Source organism: Leifsonia sp. P73, assembly GCF_051059105.1.
Taxonomy (GTDB): Bacteria; Actinomycetota; Actinomycetes; order Actinomycetales; family Microbacteriaceae; genus Leifsonia.
Window position 1 is genome coordinate 2165923 of the sequence record NZ_CP194931.1, and the last position, 19018, is coordinate 2184940.

A 19018-nucleotide genomic window follows, 5' to 3' on the forward strand; every position below is an offset into this window, starting at 1 on the left:
TCAGTGCTCCTTCTGGGCCGTGCGGGGTCGCCGGGTCGCCGCGAACACCGCGACGACGAGGGCGATGGCGCCCAGCGCGAGGCCGCCGATTCCGAGGCCGATCGCGACCGCCGCGGCGCCCGGCGAGGCAGCGCTGGAGGGCGCAGTCGCGCCGGAGGTGGCGAGCAGGCTCGATGAGCCATCCGCGGCCGGCGGCGCGTCGTTGATGTAGACCGTCGGCGCGGGGTGCTCCGGCTCGGCGCCGGAGGCCGGCGTCTTCTGGTCCCAGTTCACGACGGTGCCGTCCGAGTAGAACTGGTGCACCGGGAGGACGATGCTGCCGGTGTCGGGCATCGCGCCCGCCGAGATCACGAACTGCTGGAACTGGCCGGGCGCGACCCGGACACCGGACGTGGCCGTCCAGACGACCTTGACCGGAGCCTCCGTCACCGTGCCGTCGTCGGTCTTGATCGGCGTGGCCAGCTTCTCCGTGACCACCTGCGTGCTCCAGCCGGCGATGGGCTGGTAGGCGACGGAGCCGAGCGGGGTGCTGGTCGGGAGGTCGACCTCCAGCTTGACCGTGCCCGCGGACGCGGACTCGGTGGGGACCTTGAAGGTGAGCGTCGGATAGCTGCCCGGGGCGGCCTGGTTCGGGCCGACGGTGACGTGCGCGCTGGCGGCGAGCGGCGACGCCAGCGCGAGGGCGACGGCGGCGATCGAGACGGCGCCGGCGATGGTCAACCTGCGGGTACGAGTGGTGCGGATGCGCGCGTCCGTGCGCGCGGGGGTGCTGTTCATGGTCGTCCGGTTTCTCGGCCGCGCGGAGGCGGCCGGGTGGGGAGAGAGGGTGAGCTGCAGTTCGCCGGCGGCGAGCACGAGCGCTCAGCCGGCCGGGACGACGGCCGGCGGCGGACCCCGGTGCCGCAGAGCGCCGATCAGCGCCTCCACCCCGTGCAAGGTCGCGGGGACGGTGTCGATCGGCGTGGAGACGCGGACCGGCGCCACCGGCGTCACCGCGGCGACGCGGTCGACGAACCGGCGCAGCCGGAAGAACGTGAACCGCGCGACGGCGAGCAGTGTGCGCTCGCCGCGCAGCAGCGCCGCGATGGTCAGCGCGGCGGCCGCGGCGTGGGCCAGCCACATCCAGACGTCCTCGCCGAGGAAGGCCGGGCCGGCCGTCACGGCGTCGGTCGCGGCGGCGGCGCCCGGCACCAGCGTCAGGTGCATGCCCGCGTGCAGGTGTCCGCCCATCGGCATCCCGCTGAAGCTCGCCGACGGGCTCAGGGTGAACAGGGCGTGGAAGAGGAACTGGCTGACCGCCACGGAGAGCGTCACGCGCCAGAGCGCGACCCGGCGGCCGACGAGGACGATGCTCGCGAGCGACGAGAAGACCACGCTGAGCGTGAGGGCGACGGCGCTGGGCGCCTGGCCGCCGCCCGCCATGTGGAAGAGCGCGGCGACGAGGGTCGCGACGACGGCGGCCGCGAAGCCGCGGACGACCCGTGCTCCGCGCGAACTCATGCCCCCACTCTACGCGGCGTCGAATTCTGGCCGACGTCCACAGACGCAACCGCCGAGCACCTCGGGGTCAGAGGGTGCTCGGCGGTCGCGTCGGGCCGACAGGGCCGCGTTCTGCTCGGGTCAGAGCGCGGCCGGGTCCCTGTCGTCGATGTTGGCCGGGGCCTTCGCGTCGAGCTCGGCGGGGAGCTCGAGCGGACGACGCCGGTAGTACTCCTTGCCCTTCCGGTAGAAGAGCACCAGCGGCACGATGCCGAGCACGATCAGACCGACGCCGAGGATGTTGACGATCGGGTCGTTCTGGCTGATCCCCTGCACGAAGATGTAGCCCATGAAGATCGCGCCGGCCAGCGGCCAGAGGAAGATCAGGATGGCGTTCTTCACCGACTTGAACAGCACCCGCCGGTAGGCGACCACCACCGCGAGGCCCGCGAGCGTGTAGTAGAAGGCGATCTGCATGCCGATCGAGGCGATCGCGTTCGTCATGATCTCGCCGACCGAGCCGAGCAGGTTGGAGCCCACGAACAGGATGATCGAGACGCCGACGACGATGAGGGTCGCGAACGCCGGGGTCTTCCAGCGCGGGTGGATGCGGCCGAACGCCTTCGGGATGGTGTGGTCGCGGCCCATCGCGAACAGCGTGCGGGTCACCTGGATGAGCGTGGTCTCCAGCGTCGCGATGGTCGACAGCGCGACCGCGACGACGAGGATCTTGCCGCCGATACCGGGCCAGACGGCGTCACCGAGGACCGAGAGGATGTTGGCACTGTTGTTCTCGATGGTCTTCGACGGCAGCATGACGAGCGTCGCGATCGTGAAGATCTCGAAGAGCAGGAACACGATGACGATGCCGATGATGCCGGCCGAGCCCGCGTTCTTGTGGCCGTCCTTGGTCTCCTCGTTGAGGTTCGAGGAGACGTCCCAGCCCCAGTAGTAGAAGGCCGCGATGAGCGCCGCCGAGACGAACACGCCCTGACCGGTCAGGTGGCTGAAGCCCAGCCAGTCCCACGAGAAGGACGGTCCGGCGTGGCTGCTGGTCGCCGCCCGCACGATCATCAGCACGGCGAAGAGGATGAGGATGCCCACCTCGATGAGCGACATGATCCACTGCGCGCGTGCGGTCACGTGCACGCCGAACAGCACGCACGCCGCCATGACGAGGAACCAGATGGCGCCGACGCCCGTGATGAGCCACGCGTTGTTGGCCTGGTCGGGCGCGAACAGCGTCACGGTCATCGCGCCGGCCGGGAGGGCTCCCGCGACCATGAAGATCGTGGCCGAGATGACCAGCGCCCAGCCCGACAGGAAGCCGAGGATGGGGTGGAGGGCCCTGGCGACCCACGAGTAGGTGGCTCCCGCGTTCACATCGGCGCGGCCGAGGTAGAGGAACGCCCACGCGATGCCGAGCATCGGGATGCCGCACCAGAGCAGTGCGGCCGGCGCTCCGAGGGCTGCGGCGCCCACGAGCGTCGCGGTGGTGGCTGCGATGGAGTACGCGGGCGCGCTGCCCGCCACGGCCATCACGATGGAGCCGGCGGCGCTCACCCCGTCCGCCTGCAGTGCGTGCTTGTCTTCGCCCCCGCGAGGGTCGGCTCCGTTGCCGAGTGCTACGGAGTCCGGCCGGGAATATTCCTGCGTCATTGCTCTCCCTGGCTAGGGTCGCGTGTGCGACAGGGGGACGTTAGCAATTCCGGGACCAGAGGACAACCCTTTTCGCCACGAAATCGGTTGTGAATGTGAATGAAAGTGACGAAAACCGAGGTGGATCTGGGTCCACTCAGAGATTATCGACACTTTTCGTTCCGAGCGGCGGGGTCTCGACGGCCCCGCGGGACGGCTGGGCCGCGCACTCGGCGGCGTGGTCGGCCTCCGCCAGCACGAAGGTGGCCCGTTGAGCGGTGCCTCCTGCCAGGCGGAAGCCCAGCCGGAGCGCCAGCCGCGCGGACGACGTGTTGGATCGCTCGATGACCGCCGTCACCAGGCAGGCGCCCAGCTCGCCGAAGGCCAGGTCGAGCATCGCGCGGGCGGCCTCCGTCGCGTAGCCGTGGCCTCCCTCGGCCGTGAGCTGCAGCCAGCCGATCTCCGCGATCCGGGTCTCGGGCGCGACCGTGCGCAGGTGCAGCGACACGTCGCCGATCACGCGCCCGTCGTGCTCGACCGCGAGCACCAGGAGGTCGCCCGGAGCGGAGAGCGTGCGGTGCGCCGTGCGGGCGAGGAGGTGCGCAGCCACTTGACGCGAGGTCCGCAGCGGCCAGTCGAGGCCGCGGCGCACCTCCTCGTCGTCCTCGATGCGACGCCAGTCGGCGGCGTCCGTCGCGCGGTAGGGCCGAAGCAGCAGGCGCGGCGTCCGAACCTCATGCGCCTCGACCGGGAGCCCGGGCACCGGCCCGGCCCACAGCGAGCGCAGCGATCGCAGGGGGCGCGGGAGACGCGGGAGAGAGGTCACAGCGTCCTCCTCTCCTGCTTCGACGGTAGAACGGGCGTGCTATGGCTGCGCTGCGACCTCCGCGGCCAGCGTGAGAAGCCCGGAAGCGTCGCATAGCCCACGCACAGGGCGTCGCGGATGTGCCTCGGCATCCGCGAAGTGCTGGCGCCGAGGGGGTCAGGGGCGGCGGGAGGCGGTGACGGTGAATTTGGGGTTGCGGGCGATCTGGCGGGTCGGGCCGACCGCACGCTCCAGGGCGGGGCGGTAGCCGAGGTGGGAGTTCCACACCGTCCAGAGCTCGCCTCCCGGCGCCAGCACCCGGCCGGCGTCGGCGAACATCCGGTGCGCGATCCCGGTGTGCACGGCGCCGCCGATGTGGAACGGCGGGTTGAGCACGATGAGGTCGGCCGACGCGTCCGGCTGCGAGGCCAGGCCGTCGTCGCGGACGACCTCCACCCGGTCGGCGACGCCGTTGGCCACGGCCGTCGCCCGCGCCGACGCGACCGCCGCTGCCGACTGGTCGGTCGCGATCACGCGCAGGCCCGGCCGCGACGTGGCGAGCGCGGCGGCCAGCACCCCGGTCCCGCAGCCCAGGTCGATCGCCGTCCCGGCCTCCGGAACCGCGTCGGCGAGCACGGTCAGCAGGAACCGCGTCCCGATGTCCACCGTCGCGCCCGCGAACGCCGCGCCGTACGCGCACACATGGAGGCCGGTCGCCTCGTCGAACGCCCGGTCGGGCCAGCGGTCGAGCGCGAGCGCGGCGGCCGGCTCGGGAGTTCGCGCCGTGAGGACGCGGGCCTTCTGCCGGGCGAGCGACGCCTGGACGTCGCCGAAGACCTCCCCCAGCACGCCGTTCATCGCGGTGGTCATGTGCTTGAGCATCCCGCCCGCATAGACCACGACCTCCGGATGCGCGTGCCCGGCGGTCAGCGCCGCGATCTCGGCCAGCGCCTCCAGGCTCCGCGGCAGACGCAGCAGCACGGTGCGGGCGCCGGCGACGAGGGAGGCGTCGAGCGGCCGATGCTCGTACGTGCCGCCGAGCCCGAAGTCGGCGGCGTTGGCGTCGAGCGCCCGCTCGGCCGTGAGCGGGTCCTGGTGCACGCGGATGCCGCGGGCCCCGCGAGACGCAGCAGCGAGGGTCAACGCCCCGTACGCGTCGCCGATGACGACCAGCCCGTCGCGGAGGACGTCGTCGCCGGCGAGGTCGGCGATCAGCCGGTCAGCGGCGTCCGACGCGAAGAGGTTCGGCGCTTCGACGTCGGGGCGGCGGCGGAGGCGCTCGTAGGGGAACACCGGTTCAGTCAATCAGACCGGACCGCGCGGTGTGGTACTCCTGAGCCATGACCGACCCCGACCCGCACGTGCTCGCGCCCGGACTCGCACCGACGCCGTTCACCGCCACGGAGATCCGCGCCGGCTGCCCAGAAGGGCGGGTGTCGGTGGTGCGCCATCCCGACGGGCTGGTCGCCATCCGGTTCGCGGAGGGCGACGAGGAGGGCGCCTGGATCGAGGACACGCCGCTGGACGAGGAGGGGCGCCCGGCCGGCGAGGTCGAGCGGGAGCGGTCCACCTGGCTGGAGCTGCAGGAGCACGCCGCCTTCCCGGTGGAGCACACGACGATCGACCGGGTGGAACTCCTGGGACCGCTGCAGCAGCGCCGCTGCCTCCGCTACACAGTGCGGCGGGGGACGCGACCCTGGTGTTCTGGTTCGCCGTCGACCTGCCCGGGATGCCGATCCGGGTGGACCGCAGCGAGGGCGGGCAGACGCGGACGACGCTTGAAGTGCTGACGGTCTCCGGGGTCCCCGCCTAGAACGTGACGTCGGCCGCCCAGACGACCTCCGCCGTGCGCCCCGGCGCCCGGTGGTTGCCCCAGTACAGGTTGGTGTGCGCGATGACGAGGTCGGGCGTCGGCGCGCCCCACTCGCTCAGGTCCTCCGTCGTGTGGGCGTCGCCGACCAGCGTCACGTCGTACCCGCGCACGAGGCCGCCGTGGATGGTCGAGCGGATGCACTCGTCCGTCTGCGAGCCGGTGACGACGAGCCGGCCGACGCCCGCGGCCGCGAGCACCGCCTCCAGCTGCGTCTCCTCGAACGCATCGGCGTAGTGCTTCGGCACCAGCGCCTCCGCCTCCTCGCGCGTCAGCTCGGGCACGTACTCCCACGCCTCGCTGCCGTACTCGACGTTCTCGTCGGAGTGCTGGATCCAGACGACCGGCACGCCTTCGGAGCGCGCCCGGTCGACGAGGCCGCGGATGTTCCCGACCACGTCGTCCCGGCGGTACGCGCCGCCGATGACACCGTTCTGGACGTCGATCACCAGCAGCGCGGAGCCCTCGCGGCCGTGGAGCGTTGTCATGCGATCCCCCTCACGTGAACGGGGACGACGTTACCCCTCGCCGAACGGGAACGCGACACGCAGCCGCTCGGTCGCCGGGGTGGTCGAAGAACAGCGGGCGGATCAGCGGCTGGTCGGTCGCGATCCTCTTCGCGGCCCGCTCGGTGAGGTACGGGAGCAGACGCTCGCGGAGCTGCACGAACTCGCGGAACAGCGGGAGCACCCGTTGGTCCCCTGTCCGCTCGGCGATGTTCCACGGGGTGCGGTCGCACGACGGGGTGCGGTGGTGGTTGAACTCCGAGTGGTACTGCACGATCGGCGCGGGGTCGGTGGCGCCGAGGTCGAACCAGACCCTTCGGGAGGGACGGCGCGAGCTGTCAGCCGGCGTCGTCGCGCTCGGCGAGGAAGCGTTCTCGCTGCTCGTCCTGCTCCCGGAGCAAGGCGTAATACTCCTCCTCCAGCTCGCCGATCCTGCGGCCCGCGTACGCGACATTCTCTCCGGCGGCATCCGAGACGCGCTGGAGTTCCTGCCGGAAGCCCGGGTCGTCGGCCACCCCTTCGCGCGCGCCGAGACGGTAGAACGTCTCCCGCACCTGGTCGATTCGGGAGCGGTAGTGGCCGAGGTACCGCTCGGCCGACTCGATCCGCATCCGCGCGGTCCTTCGCTCCTGGTCCTGGGCGTCCTCCAGCTCCGCCAGCGATCGGTAGGTCACCATGCGATGCTGTTCACCCCCAAGGCGTAGCCGCTCTCCGCCTTCAGCTCGTCGAGGCCACGCTGCACCGTGTCCGCGACGGCGCCGGCGAGGACCGTGTTGCCGAGGTCCGCGGTGCTGAGGGTGAGGCCGATGCCGGTGTGCGCCGGCAGCACGATCGCGGACTCGCTGACCTTCACCGCAGCGCGGTCGGCTCGGACGATCGGCGGCATCAGGCTGTCCAGGAGCTGGACGGCCGCGCCGTGGACCTGCGCCTCGATGCAATCCTGGACCTCCTGGACGCCGGTCCGTATCTCGCGGTCGATGCCGTCAAAGAGCTCCTGCACGAAGTCTGCCGGGTTCATGATTCCTTCTATCCGCCGAGTCCGAAGGTGACGGCCCACTGGGCGTCCTGCTGCAGGGTGTGCCGCACGGTCTGGGTGATGCCCTGGCTGAGCTGTCCAACGCGCTCGATGTGGCGGTCGACCCGCTCGTCGACGGCCCGCACGGCGCGTTCATCGACGTTCTGGTGGACGTGCAGGCGGTGCCGGTCGATACAGGCCTCGATGTCGTAGGAGGTGATCGTGGGCAGGAGGGCGGCGGCGTTCTTCGCCGCCAGCAGCCCGTCCTCCATCCGCGGGATGATCCGGCCGTTGGCCTGCTTGATCTGCGCCAGCGCAGTCGCCGTGCCGCCGATGCTCGCCGCGAGGCCGAGGGCAGCGACGGAGTTGACCGCCACGAGAGCCCCGGACGCGTTCTTCGCGAGCGTCTTCATCGCCGCCGGGCTGCGCGCGATGCCCGCCAGAATCGACAATGCAGGAGACGCCGCCGCGGAGGCGCCGGGAAGGAACGTGTCCACCGCGTTCCCGAGGATGTCCTCGAGGCGACGGCCCGTCGCCCCCGCGCGCTTGATCGAACCATCCGGATTGAACGAGAACGCCCTCTCCCTTCCGATGTCGTGATAGGCCAACGTCTCGCGGCCACGCTCATCCGACACGAAAACGGCTGCGCCCGTCCGGTTGGCATACAGGTTGCCGATCAGGTCCCACTCGTTCACGTAGTTGCGCAGGCGGTTGCGGCCCGCCTTGACGTCGGCCTCCAGCCGCTTCTTCGCCTGCGGCGACAACCACTCCCACGGGTCGGGCCCGTTGAACGTCGTCGCATCCCACCCGTTCTCCGCCGCCACCAGCAACGCGAGGAACCCGCCCAGCGAATGCCCTGCCGTCGAAACGGAGGAGCCGGGATGCATGTTAGCCACCCGATCCGCGAAGAACTGCGCATCCAGCACCTGGCTCATCGGACCTCGCGCGCCCCCGACGACCGTCTCCACGTCCGCGAGAATGTCCGCGCGGTGATCCGGATTCGTACCCGCGTAGGAGACGACGATGTGCGAGAGGTCCGGGACGCCGTCCACGACGGGAACGACCGCGATTGCTTGGAAACCGTTGGCGGTGTGGTCCTCGGTGTCGACCACCTGATACCGCTGCGTGTGGTCGCCGCTACCGGCGCGGAACCTTTCGCCGACGCTCAGCGGAGGGTCCCGCTTCAGACGATCCACTCGGTACGCCCAGTCCGCCAGGTCCATATATTGCTCGGCGGTCGTCACTCGATCACCTCCGACGTCCCATCGCTATAGACCAGGGTCAAGGGAAGGTGCGGCGCAGGCGTTGGGGCTTCAGGCGGTTCGCCTGTGCCACCCACAAACCCCGGACCGCTATCCGGCCCGATGATCACGTAGTAGTCGGCGCCCTCAATCGTGGCCACGGCGTTCACACACCACGACGCACCGAGCCCCGGCCGATCGCCGTCCTGCGTGAACCGGACCTTCTCGACGTTCGGTTGGTACTCGTCGCGGAAGTAGAGCGCGGACGCTCGCTGCTGTTCCTTGACGGGAGGGTCCGGTGTCATGAGGCGATTCCTTATCGGTGAACAGGCCGACAGGCCGACGATCAGCGCGATGCCCATCAGCGAAGCGCTCACGGCTCGAATTACTCGCAGGTACGGAGAGTCACGGATCAGGCGTTCCAACCGGTACGACCGGTCCGCAATGTGTTCGGCGGTCGTCACTCGATCACCTCCGACGTTCCGTCGCTATAGACCACCGTCAGCGGAAGGTGCGGGGACGGCGTCGGGGCGTCGGGAGGCACATCACTACCTCCGACGAACCCTGGTCCAATCTTCGGGCCTATGATCACCTGATAGTCCGCACCATCGACTGTTGCCACGGCATTCGCCCCCCAAGGAGCGCCGAGGCCACCCCGACTGCCGTCCTGCGTGAACCGGACCTTCTCCACATTCGGCTGGTACTCGTCGCGGAAGTAGAGGGCGGCCGCTCGCTGCTGCTCCTTGACGGGAGGGTCCGGTGTCATGAGGCGGTTCCTTATCGGTGAACAGGCCGTCAGGCCGGCGATCAGCGCGACGCCCAACAGCGCAGCGCCCACCACTCGAACTACTCGCATGTCCACCTGCTCCCGCACCCGCCAGTCGAAGAACCCGAATCCGCGACTGGACGGAAACGACCGGCCAGCTGGAAGACGAGTCGTTCTACTCAACACGACGCCCGCCGCGGGAACTGGGCCCGAGTCCAGCGCCCGCCCGATGTCCGGCCCAATGATCACCCGACCGTTCACACCCACAACTCCAGCTGGCGTCATCCGGAAATGGTGCGCCCCCTCGGCCGGAGATTCACGGCCGAGGGGGCGGGTTCAGTAAGGACGGCGCACAGCCGCCCCGGATCACACGACGAACCGGATCGGCTCCCCGAGCGTCGCGACCGACGTGCCGACCTGCACCGCGTACTCCCCCGGCTCGGTGCGCCAGGCGTGGTCGTCGACCGACCAGTACTGCAGCGAGCGCGGCTCCAGCTCCACCGTCGCGACCGCGGCCTCCCCCGCCTCCGCGCGGATCAGCGCGTAGCCGGCCAGCCAGAGCACCGGGCGCTCGATGTCCGACTCGGACACCCGCGACAGGTAGACCTGCACGACCTGCTTGCCCGCGCGGTCGCCCACGTTCGTCACCGGGACGCTGACCGCGTGACCGTCGAGGGTCGCCTCGCCGAGCTCCCACTCGGTGTAGCCGAGGCCGTGGCCGAACGGGATGGCCGGGGCCGGGCCGCCGAGGGCCGCGCGGCGCAGCCACTCGCGGTAGCCGACGTTGAGCTTCTCGTCGTAGAACAGCTTCCCCTCGATCGGCTCGACCTGCCAGACCGGCACGTCCTCCTCGTCGGCCGCCCACGTGGTGGGGATGCGGCCGCCGGGCTCGCGGGCGCCGGAGAGCACGTCGGCGAGCGCGCCGCCGGTCTCCTGGCCCGGGAACCAGGTGAGCAGCACGGCCGGGGCCTCCTCCAGCCAGGGGAGGATGACCGGGCCGCCGGAGTTCACGACCACCACGGTGCGCGGGTTGACCGCGAGCACCCGGCGGACGAGCTCGTCCTGGCCGTCCGGGAGGCGCAGGCCGGCGCGGTCGAAGCCCTCGGACTCCAGCGTCTCGGTGGTGCCGACGACCACCACGGCGACGTCGGAGGCCGCGGCCAGCTCGACCGCGCGTGCCAGCTCGGCCTCGGGGTCGGCGAACGGCTCCTCGTAGCCGAAGGTGAACATGACGGCCGCGAGGCCGGCCTGCTGCTGCGGGCGGTGCTCCAGCCGCAGCGAGACGCTCTGGCCGGCCTTCAGGTCGACCGGGAACGACTGCTTCGGCGGGTTGAGGAACGCCATGAACGGGTCGGTGCCCTCCGGGAAGAACAGGCCGTCGCTCTTCAGCTCGCCGTCCACCTCGAAGCGGAACAGGCCGAGGCCCGCGAAGCCGACCGAGTACTCGCCGTCCTCCGGCGCGGTGAACTCGGCGGTGGCCTCCACCACGGCGGTGTCGCCGAGGATCGGGTCGCCGAGCCAGACCAGCTTGCCGGAGGCGCGGTGCTCGTCGAGCAGCACGGCGCCGTCCTCCGCGAGGAAGCGGACGTGCACCCCGGGCTCGCCGGTCGCGGGGTCGGTGGCCACCCTGCCGTCGATCGGGAGGACCGACTCCGACGACTTCACGCCGGCCGCGTAGCGTACCCGATCCGCGCCGTAGGCCTCGACCAGGCCGTCGAACGGGGTGACGACATGGTCGGGGAACACGGTCGCGGAGCCGCCGCCCTGCGTACGGGCGATCCGGGCGTGCTCGCCCACGACGGCGACGGTCGGCGCGGCGGAAGGGTCGAGCGGCAGCACGCCTTCGTTGCGCACCAGCACCATCCCATCGGCCGCGGCCTCGCGGAGCAGGGCGTCGATGCGCTCCTGCGGCCACGGCTCGGCAAGCGGGGTCGCGGCCTCCACGCCCTCCAGCGCGCCGAGGCGGCCGGCGAGGCGGAGGATGCGGCGCACCTTCTCGTCGATGGCGGCCTCGTCGACCTGGCCGGCCTGCACGGCCTGCACCAGCGCGTCGCCCCAGACGCCCTCCGGACCGGGCATCGCGAGGTCCTGCGCCGAGCTCCCTGCGGCGACGGTGTCGCGCACGCCCATCCAGTCGGAGACCACGACGCCGTCGAAGCCCCACTCCTCTTTCAGGGGCGCGCGCAGCAGGTCGTTCTCGGTCATGGTCACGCCGTTGACCGAGTTGTAGGAGGACATCACCAGCCATGCGCCGCCCTCCACGACCATGCGCTCGAACGGGGCGAGGTACACCTCGCGCAGGGTCCGCTCGTCCACCTGCACGTCGACCGTCATCCGGTCGGTCTCGCTGTCGTTGGCCACGTAGTGCTTGGGCGTGGCGCCGACGCCGCAGGACTGGATGCCCTTCACGAACGCGGTGCCGACGACGCCGGACAGCCACGGGTCCTCGCTGTACGCCTCGAAGTGCCGGCCTCCACGCGGCGAGCGCTGGATGTTGACGGTCGGGCCGAGCGCGACGCCGACGCCCTTGCGACGGGCCTCCGCCGCGATCAGCTGGCCGAGTCGGTGCACCCGCTCGACATCCCACGACGCGGCGAGGGAGGTCGGCGACGGCAGGCTCGCGGAGGAGTCGCGCTCGTCCCAGAGCTGCCCGCGGACGCCGGCCGGGCCGTCGGAGACCACGATGGTCTCCAAGCCGATCTGCGACTCGTCGTGCAGCGTCCAGAAGGAGGCGCCGGTGAGGAGGCGCACCTTCTGCTCGAGCGTGAGGGAGCCGAGCAGGCCGTCGAGGAACTCGTCGGCGACGCCCGTTTCGGTGGTGATGTCGGTCATGCGATGGATCTCCTAGCGGACGGACTTGATCGGGAGGACCGCGAACGCGCCGAGCAGGGCGATCACGATGCCGATCGGGAACAGCGGAGTGTAGACGTTGCCGAACGCGACGACGATGGCGCCGGCGATTCCGGGGGCGAGGGTCTGCGGGAGGGTGGCGGCGATGTTGAGCACGCCGAGGTCCTTCGCGAAGTCGTCCTTCGAGGGCAGCACCTCGCTCATCAGCGCGGTGTCGACCGCCTGGAAGGCGCCGAAGCCGAGGCCGGAGACGAACGAGAAGAGCATCATGCCCACGACGGTCGGCAGGATGAGCGGGAACACCATGGCGAGCGCCAGCACGCAGCCCGCGACGATCACGACGACCTTGCGGCGGCCGAGCTTGTCGGACAGCGGGCCACCGATGAGCGTGGTGATGATCGTGCCGACCATGCTGATCAGGCTCAGCACGGGCACAAGCGCGACGGCCTGGTCGCCGAGGCCGATGTAGGACTGCAGGATGTAGAGCTGGAATCCGGTGACCATGAAGTAGCCGGCGTACAGCAGCAGTCGGCCGGTGAAGCCCCAGAAGAAGTCGGGGTGCTTGCGCGGGCTGACCCAGAACGTCTTGATGAACGTCGCGAAGTCGAACGGCGGCTTCGGCTCGCCCTTGTTGGAGCGGTCCGGGTTGAACACGACGAACAGGACGGTCACGATCAGCGCGAAGCCGGCGAAGACGAAGTAGCCGGTCTGGAGGTTCTTGGCGAACATCGCGCCGACGATGCTGCCGCCGAGGGCGCCGACCATGAGGCCGAGGCCGGACAGCGCGGAGAAGGTGCCGCGGGCGCCGCTCGGGACGCGGTCGGGCAGGATCGCGCTCAGCGGGCCCTGGGCGAAGTTGTAACAGATCTGGACCATGACCCATGCGACGGTGAGCTGGACGATGCCGTTGCTGGCGCCCATGAAGATCAGCGAGAGACCGCCGAGCAGCGCGCCGGCCACCATCCACGGCGCGCGGCGGCCGAAGCGGCTTCGCGTGCGGTCGGAGACGAGGCCCGCGATCGGCTGCGCGATCATGGCGGCGAACGCGCCGATCGTCGCGACCACGGCCAGCGTGCCCGCCTTGGCGCCGTCGCCGACGATGCCCTGGATCTGCAACGGCAGAAGCAGCCCGGGGACCGCGCCCCAGATGCCGAAGATCGCGACGTTGGCGAACGCCATCCACAGCATCAGCTTCAGCAGCTTGCCGCGGACCTTCACCCGCTGCGGCGCCTGGGCGGAAACCGCCGAGGTCGGCGCGGCCGAGAACGCCGAGTCGGCGGTGGTCAGCGTGGAGCCGAGCGCCACGCTGTCGGGCGCGCCGGAGAGGTTCGGCGGGAGGGTGGGCTGGACCGGGCGGGGGCCCTCGGGGAAGTCATCAGACGGCGTTGTCACGGGGGTTTGTCCTTTCAGAGCAGGCGACGTTGCGTGCTAACACGCGTAACCATACGCCAGGGCCAGCCCCGAATACAAGCCATCGCTCGGTTTTGCTGACGCGAGTAAGCAGATCCATCGCCGAGACCTAGACTGAGCACACCATGTTCACGCCCCAGGTCGTCAAAGCCCCGACCAGCGCCGACGTCGCGCTCGCGGCCGGCGTCTCGCGCGCGACCGTGTCCTTCGTCCTCAACGACAAGCCCAACTCCCGGGTCTCCGACGACACCAGGCACCGCGTGCTGGAGGCCGCGCGCCTGCTGGGCTACACGCCCAACACCGCGGCCAGGTCGCTGGCGAGCGGCGAGTCCGTCGCCGGCCTGCTCGTCGCGTCGTCGGCGACCGACCACGGCGCGACCGTCGCGCGAGCACTGGACGCGCTGCTCGCCCGCACGGTGGACGACGGCATCGACGCCCTCCGGCACGCCGACACCGCGACGACCGGCGCGGAGGCCGGCCAGCTCTGGGCCAAGCTGCGCCCGGAGGCCGTGCTCGCCGAGGCCGCGCGCTGCGACGCGGAGGCCACCGAGGTGCTGCGCCTGGCCGGCGTGCGCGCACTCGTCGTGCACGGCACCGCGGCCGTCGACTACGCGCCGTCGCTCGTCATCCCGCAACGCCCGTTCGGCGGCCTGGCCGTCGAGCACCTCGCTGCGCTCGGCCACGAGCACATCGTCTACCTCGCCCCCGCGACACCCGGCCCCGCCGCCGCCGAACGCCTCGCCGGCGCGCGGGAGGCCGCCGAGCTCCTGGGAGTCCGGCTCGACGTCACGCACGCGGCGGCCTCGGCCCGCACCCTCCGCGACTGGGCGCACGGCCTCCGCTACGACACCCACGCACCCACCGCCATCGCCGCCTCGGACGACGGGCTCGCGATGGCGGCCATCCGCGCGCTGGCCGACGCGGGCCTGCGCGCGCCGGCCGACCTGTCGGTGGTCGGGGCCGACGACCATCCGGGAGCGGCGGACTTCCTGCCGCGGCTGAGCACGGTCACGTTCGACGCGGACGCGCTCGCGGGGACGCTCCTGGACGCCTTCGCGCGCATGCGTGCGGGCGAGCGGGTGGAACTGCTGGCGGCGCCGCCGATCCGGCTGGAGGCGCGGGAGTCCAGTGCGGTCCGGGCGGAGCGGCAGCCGGCGTCACGCTGACGATGGACACGGTCCAGGCGCGCTTGCTCAACTCATCACCTGATTACGACTCCACAGACTCGCAGCCAACGTGCCTTCTTCAGCAGGAGCAAGCCCAATTCGATTGATCGAGAGATGTATCAACTGGTGAGCCAGGTACGCAAGTCTCTCCGGCCGTGAATGACGCCGCTCCCAGAGTCCGAAATCGCCGACCAACCGTTCGACGCCGACCAGGAACGCTGGCGGAATCTGCGCAGAAGGCGCGTTCGGGGCTTGAGCTGCGGCAGAGACCAAGTCCGTCGAACCCAGCCACCATCGTGCATGAGTCTCGAAGAGGCTCACCTTCGATATCCCGTCGAGCGGCAAAACGTCGGAGATCGCAGTGAATAGACGTTCGCATGCGGCCCATCGCATGCGGCGGCTCGGCCGGGACTCGAGCAGAACAGCAGCGCACTCACTCGCACGCTGGAACTGCACTTCAGCCAGGCGCAGATCTTCGCCCGCTCCCCATTTCCCGACTTCAGGATCGTAATAGGCGAGGTCGATTCGTGCTTGCGACCCCAGATGCTCTTCGAGATTGCCGAAGCTCGCAACGATCGAATCTGCCACGTCGTCGTCGATCAGACAGCGAAACCGAATGTGCGGGCCTTCCGTGTCGATGAACCGAAGGAAGTGCCAGCGGTCGATACATGCCTCGTTGTCCCGCACGATTCTCATCACCGTCGTCGTAATGACACGATCGAGCTGCGCGAGCGAACCAGGGTAGATCTTCGCGTACAGCCAGGTCAGGTCAGTCATCGTGGCTCCGTTCCCAGCGTAAGAAGCGGACGTGCTCAGTCACCCGATGCCCGCCGGACCGCCGGCCAGGCAGCACCTCTTGGAACCGAACGTGCGTACCCTCACGCAGAAGCGGAAGCGTCGCATAGAGGGAATGCGTCGACAGCATGTTGACCCAGAGCGGCTTTCTCGCTTCTGATGCGAAGCCGCTCGACGAAATCGCCAGGCCGAATGCCTCTTCCGGGATTCCTTCACCTTTGCGCCATCGGTCGAAGCGGCAAAGGAAATTAGCCGTGGTCTCCGCCTCGCCAGGAAGGGGGAGTTCGGATGACTCGACCATCCAGGTTTCGCGCCGCACCACGACGTCGTCGACATATTCTCTCGGGCGGTGGCGCGGCTCTGCGTGCGCAACCCGCGCTCGTTCCACCGGGTTCGAATCAAGCGTCAGAGCAGTTCCGTCCACCCATGGATCCATGACGCAGAGAGCCAAGCCGCGTGCGCCGGCGACCGACCACGCCGGGACGATGCCTAAGTGGACGATCGCGACGGGCCTGCCATCCTGATCGACGAAATCAAGCACATCTCGCTTGGAGTCGTGTTTCAGACCGACGTGTTCAAAGCTCAACTCGTGGCCGGTCCGCCTCGGATCGGTTGGCCACTCGATGGAAGGCAGAATGCCCCTGGCGGCACTCTGGAGCGGATTCACTTCGCTGGACGGATGGAAAGCGAACGTCGCTGCGACGCGAGGGAACATGCCGTCGATCCAAGCCATAAGATCAGCCCGGATGCGCGAACCGGTCCTGCCGCCGACCACACCGAAACGTGCCACGATTCCGCCTACGCCGTTGACCAATTGGTTGACAACCAAGGCGGGGTCACCGCCTCCCCGTGGGTCCGCCAGTTCCTGATACATGACGCCGACGGACGGTGGAGCATTCGTGTCACCGGCCGGGAGGAACGAGCGACCGGTCGACCGTCGCTCGATCCAAGCGCGGTCTTCGGACCATGCATCCCGCATGGAATCTCGGAACTCCCGCGACGCATGCGCTCCGATGAAGAACGCCGCCGCATCCGGATGGGTGGAATCGGGGCCGACCTCCTGCTCGAATCGACGGACGATGGCGTCGTAACGGTGCGAACGGAAAATCGAGAGACGGACTCCGTCGCCCCATCGCCGGAGCATCGCATCGATGTTCGACGAGCCGACGGGAGCTGGGGAGGCGCTGTCCTCGTTCAGAAGTCGCGCAGTTTGCTTCCGCACGCGGAAGTCTTGGCCGATCCGGTCGAGAACCGCTCGCGCACTCGCCAGAGCGGGCTGGCGGTCCTTGCGTGCGGATTCTGCCGAACGCAACGCGGTCTCGAGCGACTCCAAGTTTCGCGCGAGTTCAGCAGCATGAGGTTTACCTTCGATTCGACGAAGGCTGCGCGCCAAAGCGCTCTGCGGATGATCCCCAGGCCGCCCCGGAACCACGACCTGCACCAACCCGAGCTTTACCCATCGGGCGACCCGCAAAGGCGGATCAGCGCCCGCCAGGGCCGCGAGCGAGTCGAAGTCACCTCCCCGCCAATCACGGAGGCGCTCATACTCGCCCGCGTACGGATCGAGCGAGACGATGTCTTCCTCCAGCCATGCAGATCCGTGCGCTTCGACGACCCGACGCACGACGACGTTCCGGTCGATCACATAAGCGGGTTTGAACTCCAGCATTGTGACCAATGAGGGGTCATCGACCAGGGAGTGCAGGAGCCTGTACAGGAAGAGCGGAGAAGGATCGACGCGCCTCGCGTCTGTCCCGCCCGGAGTACCCACAGAAGTCAACGTCGAAAGCGGGCTCGGCTTGAGTGCGGCGCGCCCCATGTACGCAAGCGCCGTTCGAGTGTGGCGAGCCCCCACCGTGAATGCGCTTCGCAAACTCAGCTCACGAAATCCCGGCGCGAGGAGGTCAAGCGCATCTCGCATCTCCGACGTCTCCAGTGCGCGGCGGATGAGAGAAGGCGCCCGGGCTTCATCCGAGCGAACCGCCGATTCGACCTTCAACCGGAAGTCCTCGTGAAGACGCTCGGCTGCTGCGAGACGATCCGCTAGGCCGGCGGAGAGAATCGAAGATACCTCCCCGGCGATCGGGTCGAGATCATCGGAATGCATCCTCCGGCGAAGCGCGAGTGCAGTGCGCCGGTCAGCGCGCTCCAAAGTGGGAACGAGTGAGTAGAGCTCGTCGGATGCTTCGCGGCGGCGCGTTACCAGGTCTTCTCTGGACGACTCCAGCTCCTGAAGAAGGCCCCCGTCCAGGCTCCGGACGAGTTCCAAATGATCTGACGCAAGGCCTGCAATGCGGACGATCTGGAGATCAGCAATGATCGCGCTCATTGCATTGCCCCGGCCATGGAGACGAGGACGAAGACGAGCACGCAGACCGCGCCGAGCATGTACACGAGACCGAACGCGACGTAGACGACGTAGCCCAGTCGTACCCGTCGGCTCTGGTTCGCCAAGTGAACAGGCTGGGATCGCCTCATCAGAACAGATGCTACATATTCGAACGCGTGAGCGCGAACATTCAAGCGCCCGAAGGCTGCCTCGATTGCGTGATATCCATCGCCGCGCACGAGCGGGTTGAGGTTCATGATCATCACTCCGAACTGCATCGCTGAAGCGACGCCGAAGATGCTCGAGACGTCAGGAATTGTGACTGCGGCGATGGCGAACACGAGTGCGACTGCCGCGTCACACGCCGGCCCGATGATCGCAATCGTGAGCCGCCCCCAGCGACTCCGCAGCGCATATGTTTCTGTTCTGTCGACGTAGGCCACGGGGGCGATGAAAGCCAGGAGACCCACGCCGACTTCACGAATGTGGATCCCCCAGTACCGCATCGCGGTTGCATGACAGCTCTCGTGGAGGGGGAGGAACAGCAGAACGAATACGGCTGCAATCAGGATGGCCCACAGATCTGCGCTCATGTTCTGGCCCCGGAGGAGAACGGGGACCGAAACGGCAGAACCGATGAAGACCGTCAGAAGCACCGCTGTGAGCACGCTCGGCGGAAGTATCTTCAGCCGCCGGCCGATCGGGTCGAACACGTGGTCCGCGTGAAGTCCCCGTAGCGGAATCCGCTTCAGGAAATCGACGCCGATACCCGCGAACAAGCCAGTTATCGGCTGTCCGGTTGCATCCGAAACGGTCAACATGCCCGCCCTGTCAAGCACCCCGAGAAATGCGCCTACCAGAGCGACTCCGCGGTCCCCCTGAGTGGCAGACCCGATCACGCCGGTCGCCTCCGCCAGTTCTGCTCCGGAGAGTCCGTCCTGCAACAGACTCAGAAGAACAGAGCTCGACCCCGAGACGACGACGAACCTACCGTTAGGCGCTTTGAGCAAAGGTCGACCGTCCGCCGCTGTGAGAATCTGAGTGTCAGCGCGGAGCTTGAGCTCTGGAAGCGACGGCCACGATTCGAGAGTGAGATCCATAAGATTGGGAGAGTCGGGTGGAGGCGATTCCGTTTCGCCTCCACCCGG

19 protein-coding genes are annotated in these 19018 nt (G+C 69.2%); 2 read left to right on the forward strand and 17 right to left on the reverse strand.

What is annotated here, in order from left to right; translation table 11 throughout:
• From ACQ86L_RS10955 to ACQ86L_RS10975, 5 genes are all read right to left on the reverse strand, one after another.
• On the reverse strand, positions 1-777 hold the full coding sequence (locus ACQ86L_RS10955) for a YcnI family copper-binding membrane protein (RefSeq protein WP_434315418.1): 777 nt from the start codon (positions 775-777) through the stop codon (positions 1-3).
• Positions 778-861: 84 nt separating this feature from the next.
• The gene (locus ACQ86L_RS10960; protein ID WP_434315419.1) at positions 862-1500 is read right to left on the reverse strand and encodes a hypothetical protein; all 639 of its coding nucleotides are present in this window, start codon (positions 1498-1500) and stop codon (positions 862-864) included.
• Between the two features lie 120 nt (positions 1501-1620).
• Positions 1621-3138: an APC family permease gene (locus ACQ86L_RS10965; protein ID WP_434315420.1), complete on the reverse strand. Its 1518-nt coding sequence runs from the start codon at positions 3136-3138 to the stop codon at positions 1621-1623.
• 136 nt (positions 3139-3274) lie between these two features.
• The gene (locus ACQ86L_RS10970; RefSeq protein WP_434315421.1) at positions 3275-3943 is read right to left on the reverse strand and encodes a GNAT family N-acetyltransferase; all 669 of its coding nucleotides are present in this window, start codon (positions 3941-3943) and stop codon (positions 3275-3277) included.
• A 156-nt stretch (positions 3944-4099) separates the two neighbouring features.
• Positions 4100-5215: a class I SAM-dependent methyltransferase gene (locus ACQ86L_RS10975; protein WP_434315422.1), complete on the reverse strand. Its 1116-nt coding sequence runs from the start codon at positions 5213-5215 to the stop codon at positions 4100-4102.
• A gap of 47 nt (positions 5216-5262) precedes the next feature.
• Here ACQ86L_RS10975 and ACQ86L_RS10980 point away from each other — a divergent pair, with 47 nt between their 5' ends.
• The gene (locus tag ACQ86L_RS10980) at positions 5263-5712 is read left to right on the forward strand and encodes a hypothetical protein (RefSeq protein ID WP_434315423.1); all 450 of its coding nucleotides are present in this window, start codon (positions 5263-5265) and stop codon (positions 5710-5712) included.
• Between the two features lie 19 nt (positions 5713-5731).
• Here the strand turns inward: ACQ86L_RS10980 and ACQ86L_RS10985 are convergent, their stop codons facing one another.
• The 9 genes from ACQ86L_RS10985 to ACQ86L_RS11025 all read right to left on the reverse strand — a co-directional run bounded on the left by ACQ86L_RS10985 (position 5732) and on the right by ACQ86L_RS11025 (position 13562).
• Positions 5732-6280, reverse strand: a complete 549-nt coding sequence (locus ACQ86L_RS10985; RefSeq protein ID WP_434315424.1) for an isochorismatase family protein — start codon at positions 6278-6280, stop codon at positions 5732-5734.
• Between the two features lie 10 nt (positions 6281-6290).
• Positions 6291-6572, reverse strand: coding sequence for a hypothetical protein (locus tag ACQ86L_RS10990; protein WP_434315425.1), 282 nt, complete (start codon positions 6570-6572; stop codon positions 6291-6293).
• 64 nt (positions 6573-6636) lie between these two features.
• Positions 6637-6972: a hypothetical protein gene (locus ACQ86L_RS10995; protein ID WP_434315426.1), complete on the reverse strand. Its 336-nt coding sequence runs from the start codon at positions 6970-6972 to the stop codon at positions 6637-6639.
• A complete protein-coding gene (locus tag ACQ86L_RS11000; RefSeq protein WP_434315427.1) occupies positions 6969-7316 on the reverse strand; it encodes a hypothetical protein in 348 nt (115 codons plus the stop codon). Before ACQ86L_RS11000 ends, ACQ86L_RS10995 begins: the two co-directional genes overlap by 4 nt.
• 8 nt (positions 7317-7324) lie before the next feature.
• On the reverse strand, positions 7325-8557 hold the full coding sequence (locus ACQ86L_RS11005; RefSeq protein ID WP_434315428.1) for a hypothetical protein: 1233 nt from the start codon (positions 8555-8557) through the stop codon (positions 7325-7327).
• Positions 8554-9018: a hypothetical protein gene (locus ACQ86L_RS11010; protein WP_434315429.1), complete on the reverse strand. Its 465-nt coding sequence runs from the start codon at positions 9016-9018 to the stop codon at positions 8554-8556. Before ACQ86L_RS11010 ends, ACQ86L_RS11005 begins: the two co-directional genes overlap by 4 nt.
• Positions 9015-9605, reverse strand: coding sequence for a hypothetical protein (locus tag ACQ86L_RS11015; protein ID WP_434315430.1), 591 nt, complete (start codon positions 9603-9605; stop codon positions 9015-9017). The genes ACQ86L_RS11010 and ACQ86L_RS11015 overlap by 4 nt, the downstream gene beginning before the upstream one ends.
• Positions 9606-9686: 81 nt before the next feature.
• A complete protein-coding gene (locus ACQ86L_RS11020; protein WP_434315431.1) occupies positions 9687-12152 on the reverse strand; it encodes a beta-glucosidase in 2466 nt (821 codons plus the stop codon).
• 12 nt (positions 12153-12164) lie between these two features.
• On the reverse strand, positions 12165-13562 hold the full coding sequence (locus tag ACQ86L_RS11025; RefSeq protein ID WP_434315432.1) for an MFS transporter: 1398 nt from the start codon (positions 13560-13562) through the stop codon (positions 12165-12167).
• Between the two features lie 143 nt (positions 13563-13705).
• On the opposite strand from ACQ86L_RS11025, the gene ACQ86L_RS11030 reads away from it, so the two are divergent.
• Positions 13706-14746 (forward strand): LacI family DNA-binding transcriptional regulator, encoded by a 1041-nt coding sequence (locus ACQ86L_RS11030; RefSeq protein ID WP_434315433.1) that lies wholly within the window; start codon positions 13706-13708, stop codon positions 14744-14746.
• A gap of 27 nt (positions 14747-14773) precedes the next feature.
• Here ACQ86L_RS11030 and ACQ86L_RS11035 read toward each other — a convergent pair whose 3' ends face one another.
• From ACQ86L_RS11035 to ACQ86L_RS11045, 3 genes are read right to left on the reverse strand one after another with little or no spacing between them, the layout of a single operon-like run.
• The gene (locus ACQ86L_RS11035; protein ID WP_434315434.1) at positions 14774-15523 is read right to left on the reverse strand and encodes a thiopeptide-type bacteriocin biosynthesis protein; all 750 of its coding nucleotides are present in this window, start codon (positions 15521-15523) and stop codon (positions 14774-14776) included.
• On the reverse strand, positions 15516-17870 hold the full coding sequence (locus ACQ86L_RS11040; protein WP_434315435.1) for a hypothetical protein: 2355 nt from the start codon (positions 17868-17870) through the stop codon (positions 15516-15518). Before ACQ86L_RS11040 ends, ACQ86L_RS11035 begins: the two co-directional genes overlap by 8 nt.
• Positions 17867-18970, reverse strand: coding sequence for a site-2 protease family protein (locus tag ACQ86L_RS11045; RefSeq protein ID WP_434315436.1), 1104 nt, complete (start codon positions 18968-18970; stop codon positions 17867-17869). The genes ACQ86L_RS11040 and ACQ86L_RS11045 overlap by 4 nt, the downstream gene beginning before the upstream one ends.
• Positions 18971-19018: the final 48 nt, after the last annotated feature.

Bases quoted from the DNA above. Each gene is read 5' to 3' on its own strand.
- ACQ86L_RS10955 (WP_434315418.1), bottom strand. From the start codon at position 777: ATGAACAGCACCCCCGCGCGCACGGACGCGCGCATCCGCACCACTCGT.
- ACQ86L_RS10960 (WP_434315419.1), bottom strand. From the start codon at position 1,500: ATGAGTTCGCGCGGAGCACGGGTCGTCCGCGGCTTCGCGGCCGCCGTC.
- ACQ86L_RS10965 (WP_434315420.1), bottom strand. From the start codon at position 3,138: ATGACGCAGGAATATTCCCGGCCGGACTCCGTAGCACTCGGCAACGGA.
- ACQ86L_RS10980 (WP_434315423.1), top strand. From the start codon at position 5,263: ATGACCGACCCCGACCCGCACGTGCTCGCGCCCGGACTCGCACCGACG.
- ACQ86L_RS10985 (WP_434315424.1), bottom strand. From the start codon at position 6,280: ATGACAACGCTCCACGGCCGCGAGGGCTCCGCGCTGCTGGTGATCGAC.
- ACQ86L_RS11000 (WP_434315427.1), bottom strand. From the start codon at position 7,316: ATGAACCCGGCAGACTTCGTGCAGGAGCTCTTTGACGGCATCGACCGC.
- ACQ86L_RS11015 (WP_434315430.1), bottom strand. From the start codon at position 9,605: ATGACGCCAGCTGGAGTTGTGGGTGTGAACGGTCGGGTGATCATTGGG.
- ACQ86L_RS11020 (WP_434315431.1), bottom strand. From the start codon at position 12,152: ATGACCGACATCACCACCGAAACGGGCGTCGCCGACGAGTTCCTCGAC.
- ACQ86L_RS11030 (WP_434315433.1), top strand. From the start codon at position 13,706: ATGTTCACGCCCCAGGTCGTCAAAGCCCCGACCAGCGCCGACGTCGCG.
- ACQ86L_RS11035 (WP_434315434.1), bottom strand. From the start codon at position 15,523: ATGACTGACCTGACCTGGCTGTACGCGAAGATCTACCCTGGTTCGCTC.
- ACQ86L_RS11040 (WP_434315435.1), bottom strand. From the start codon at position 17,870: ATGAGCGCGATCATTGCTGATCTCCAGATCGTCCGCATTGCAGGCCTT.
- ACQ86L_RS11045 (WP_434315436.1), bottom strand. From the start codon at position 18,970: ATGGATCTCACTCTCGAATCGTGGCCGTCGCTTCCAGAGCTCAAGCTC.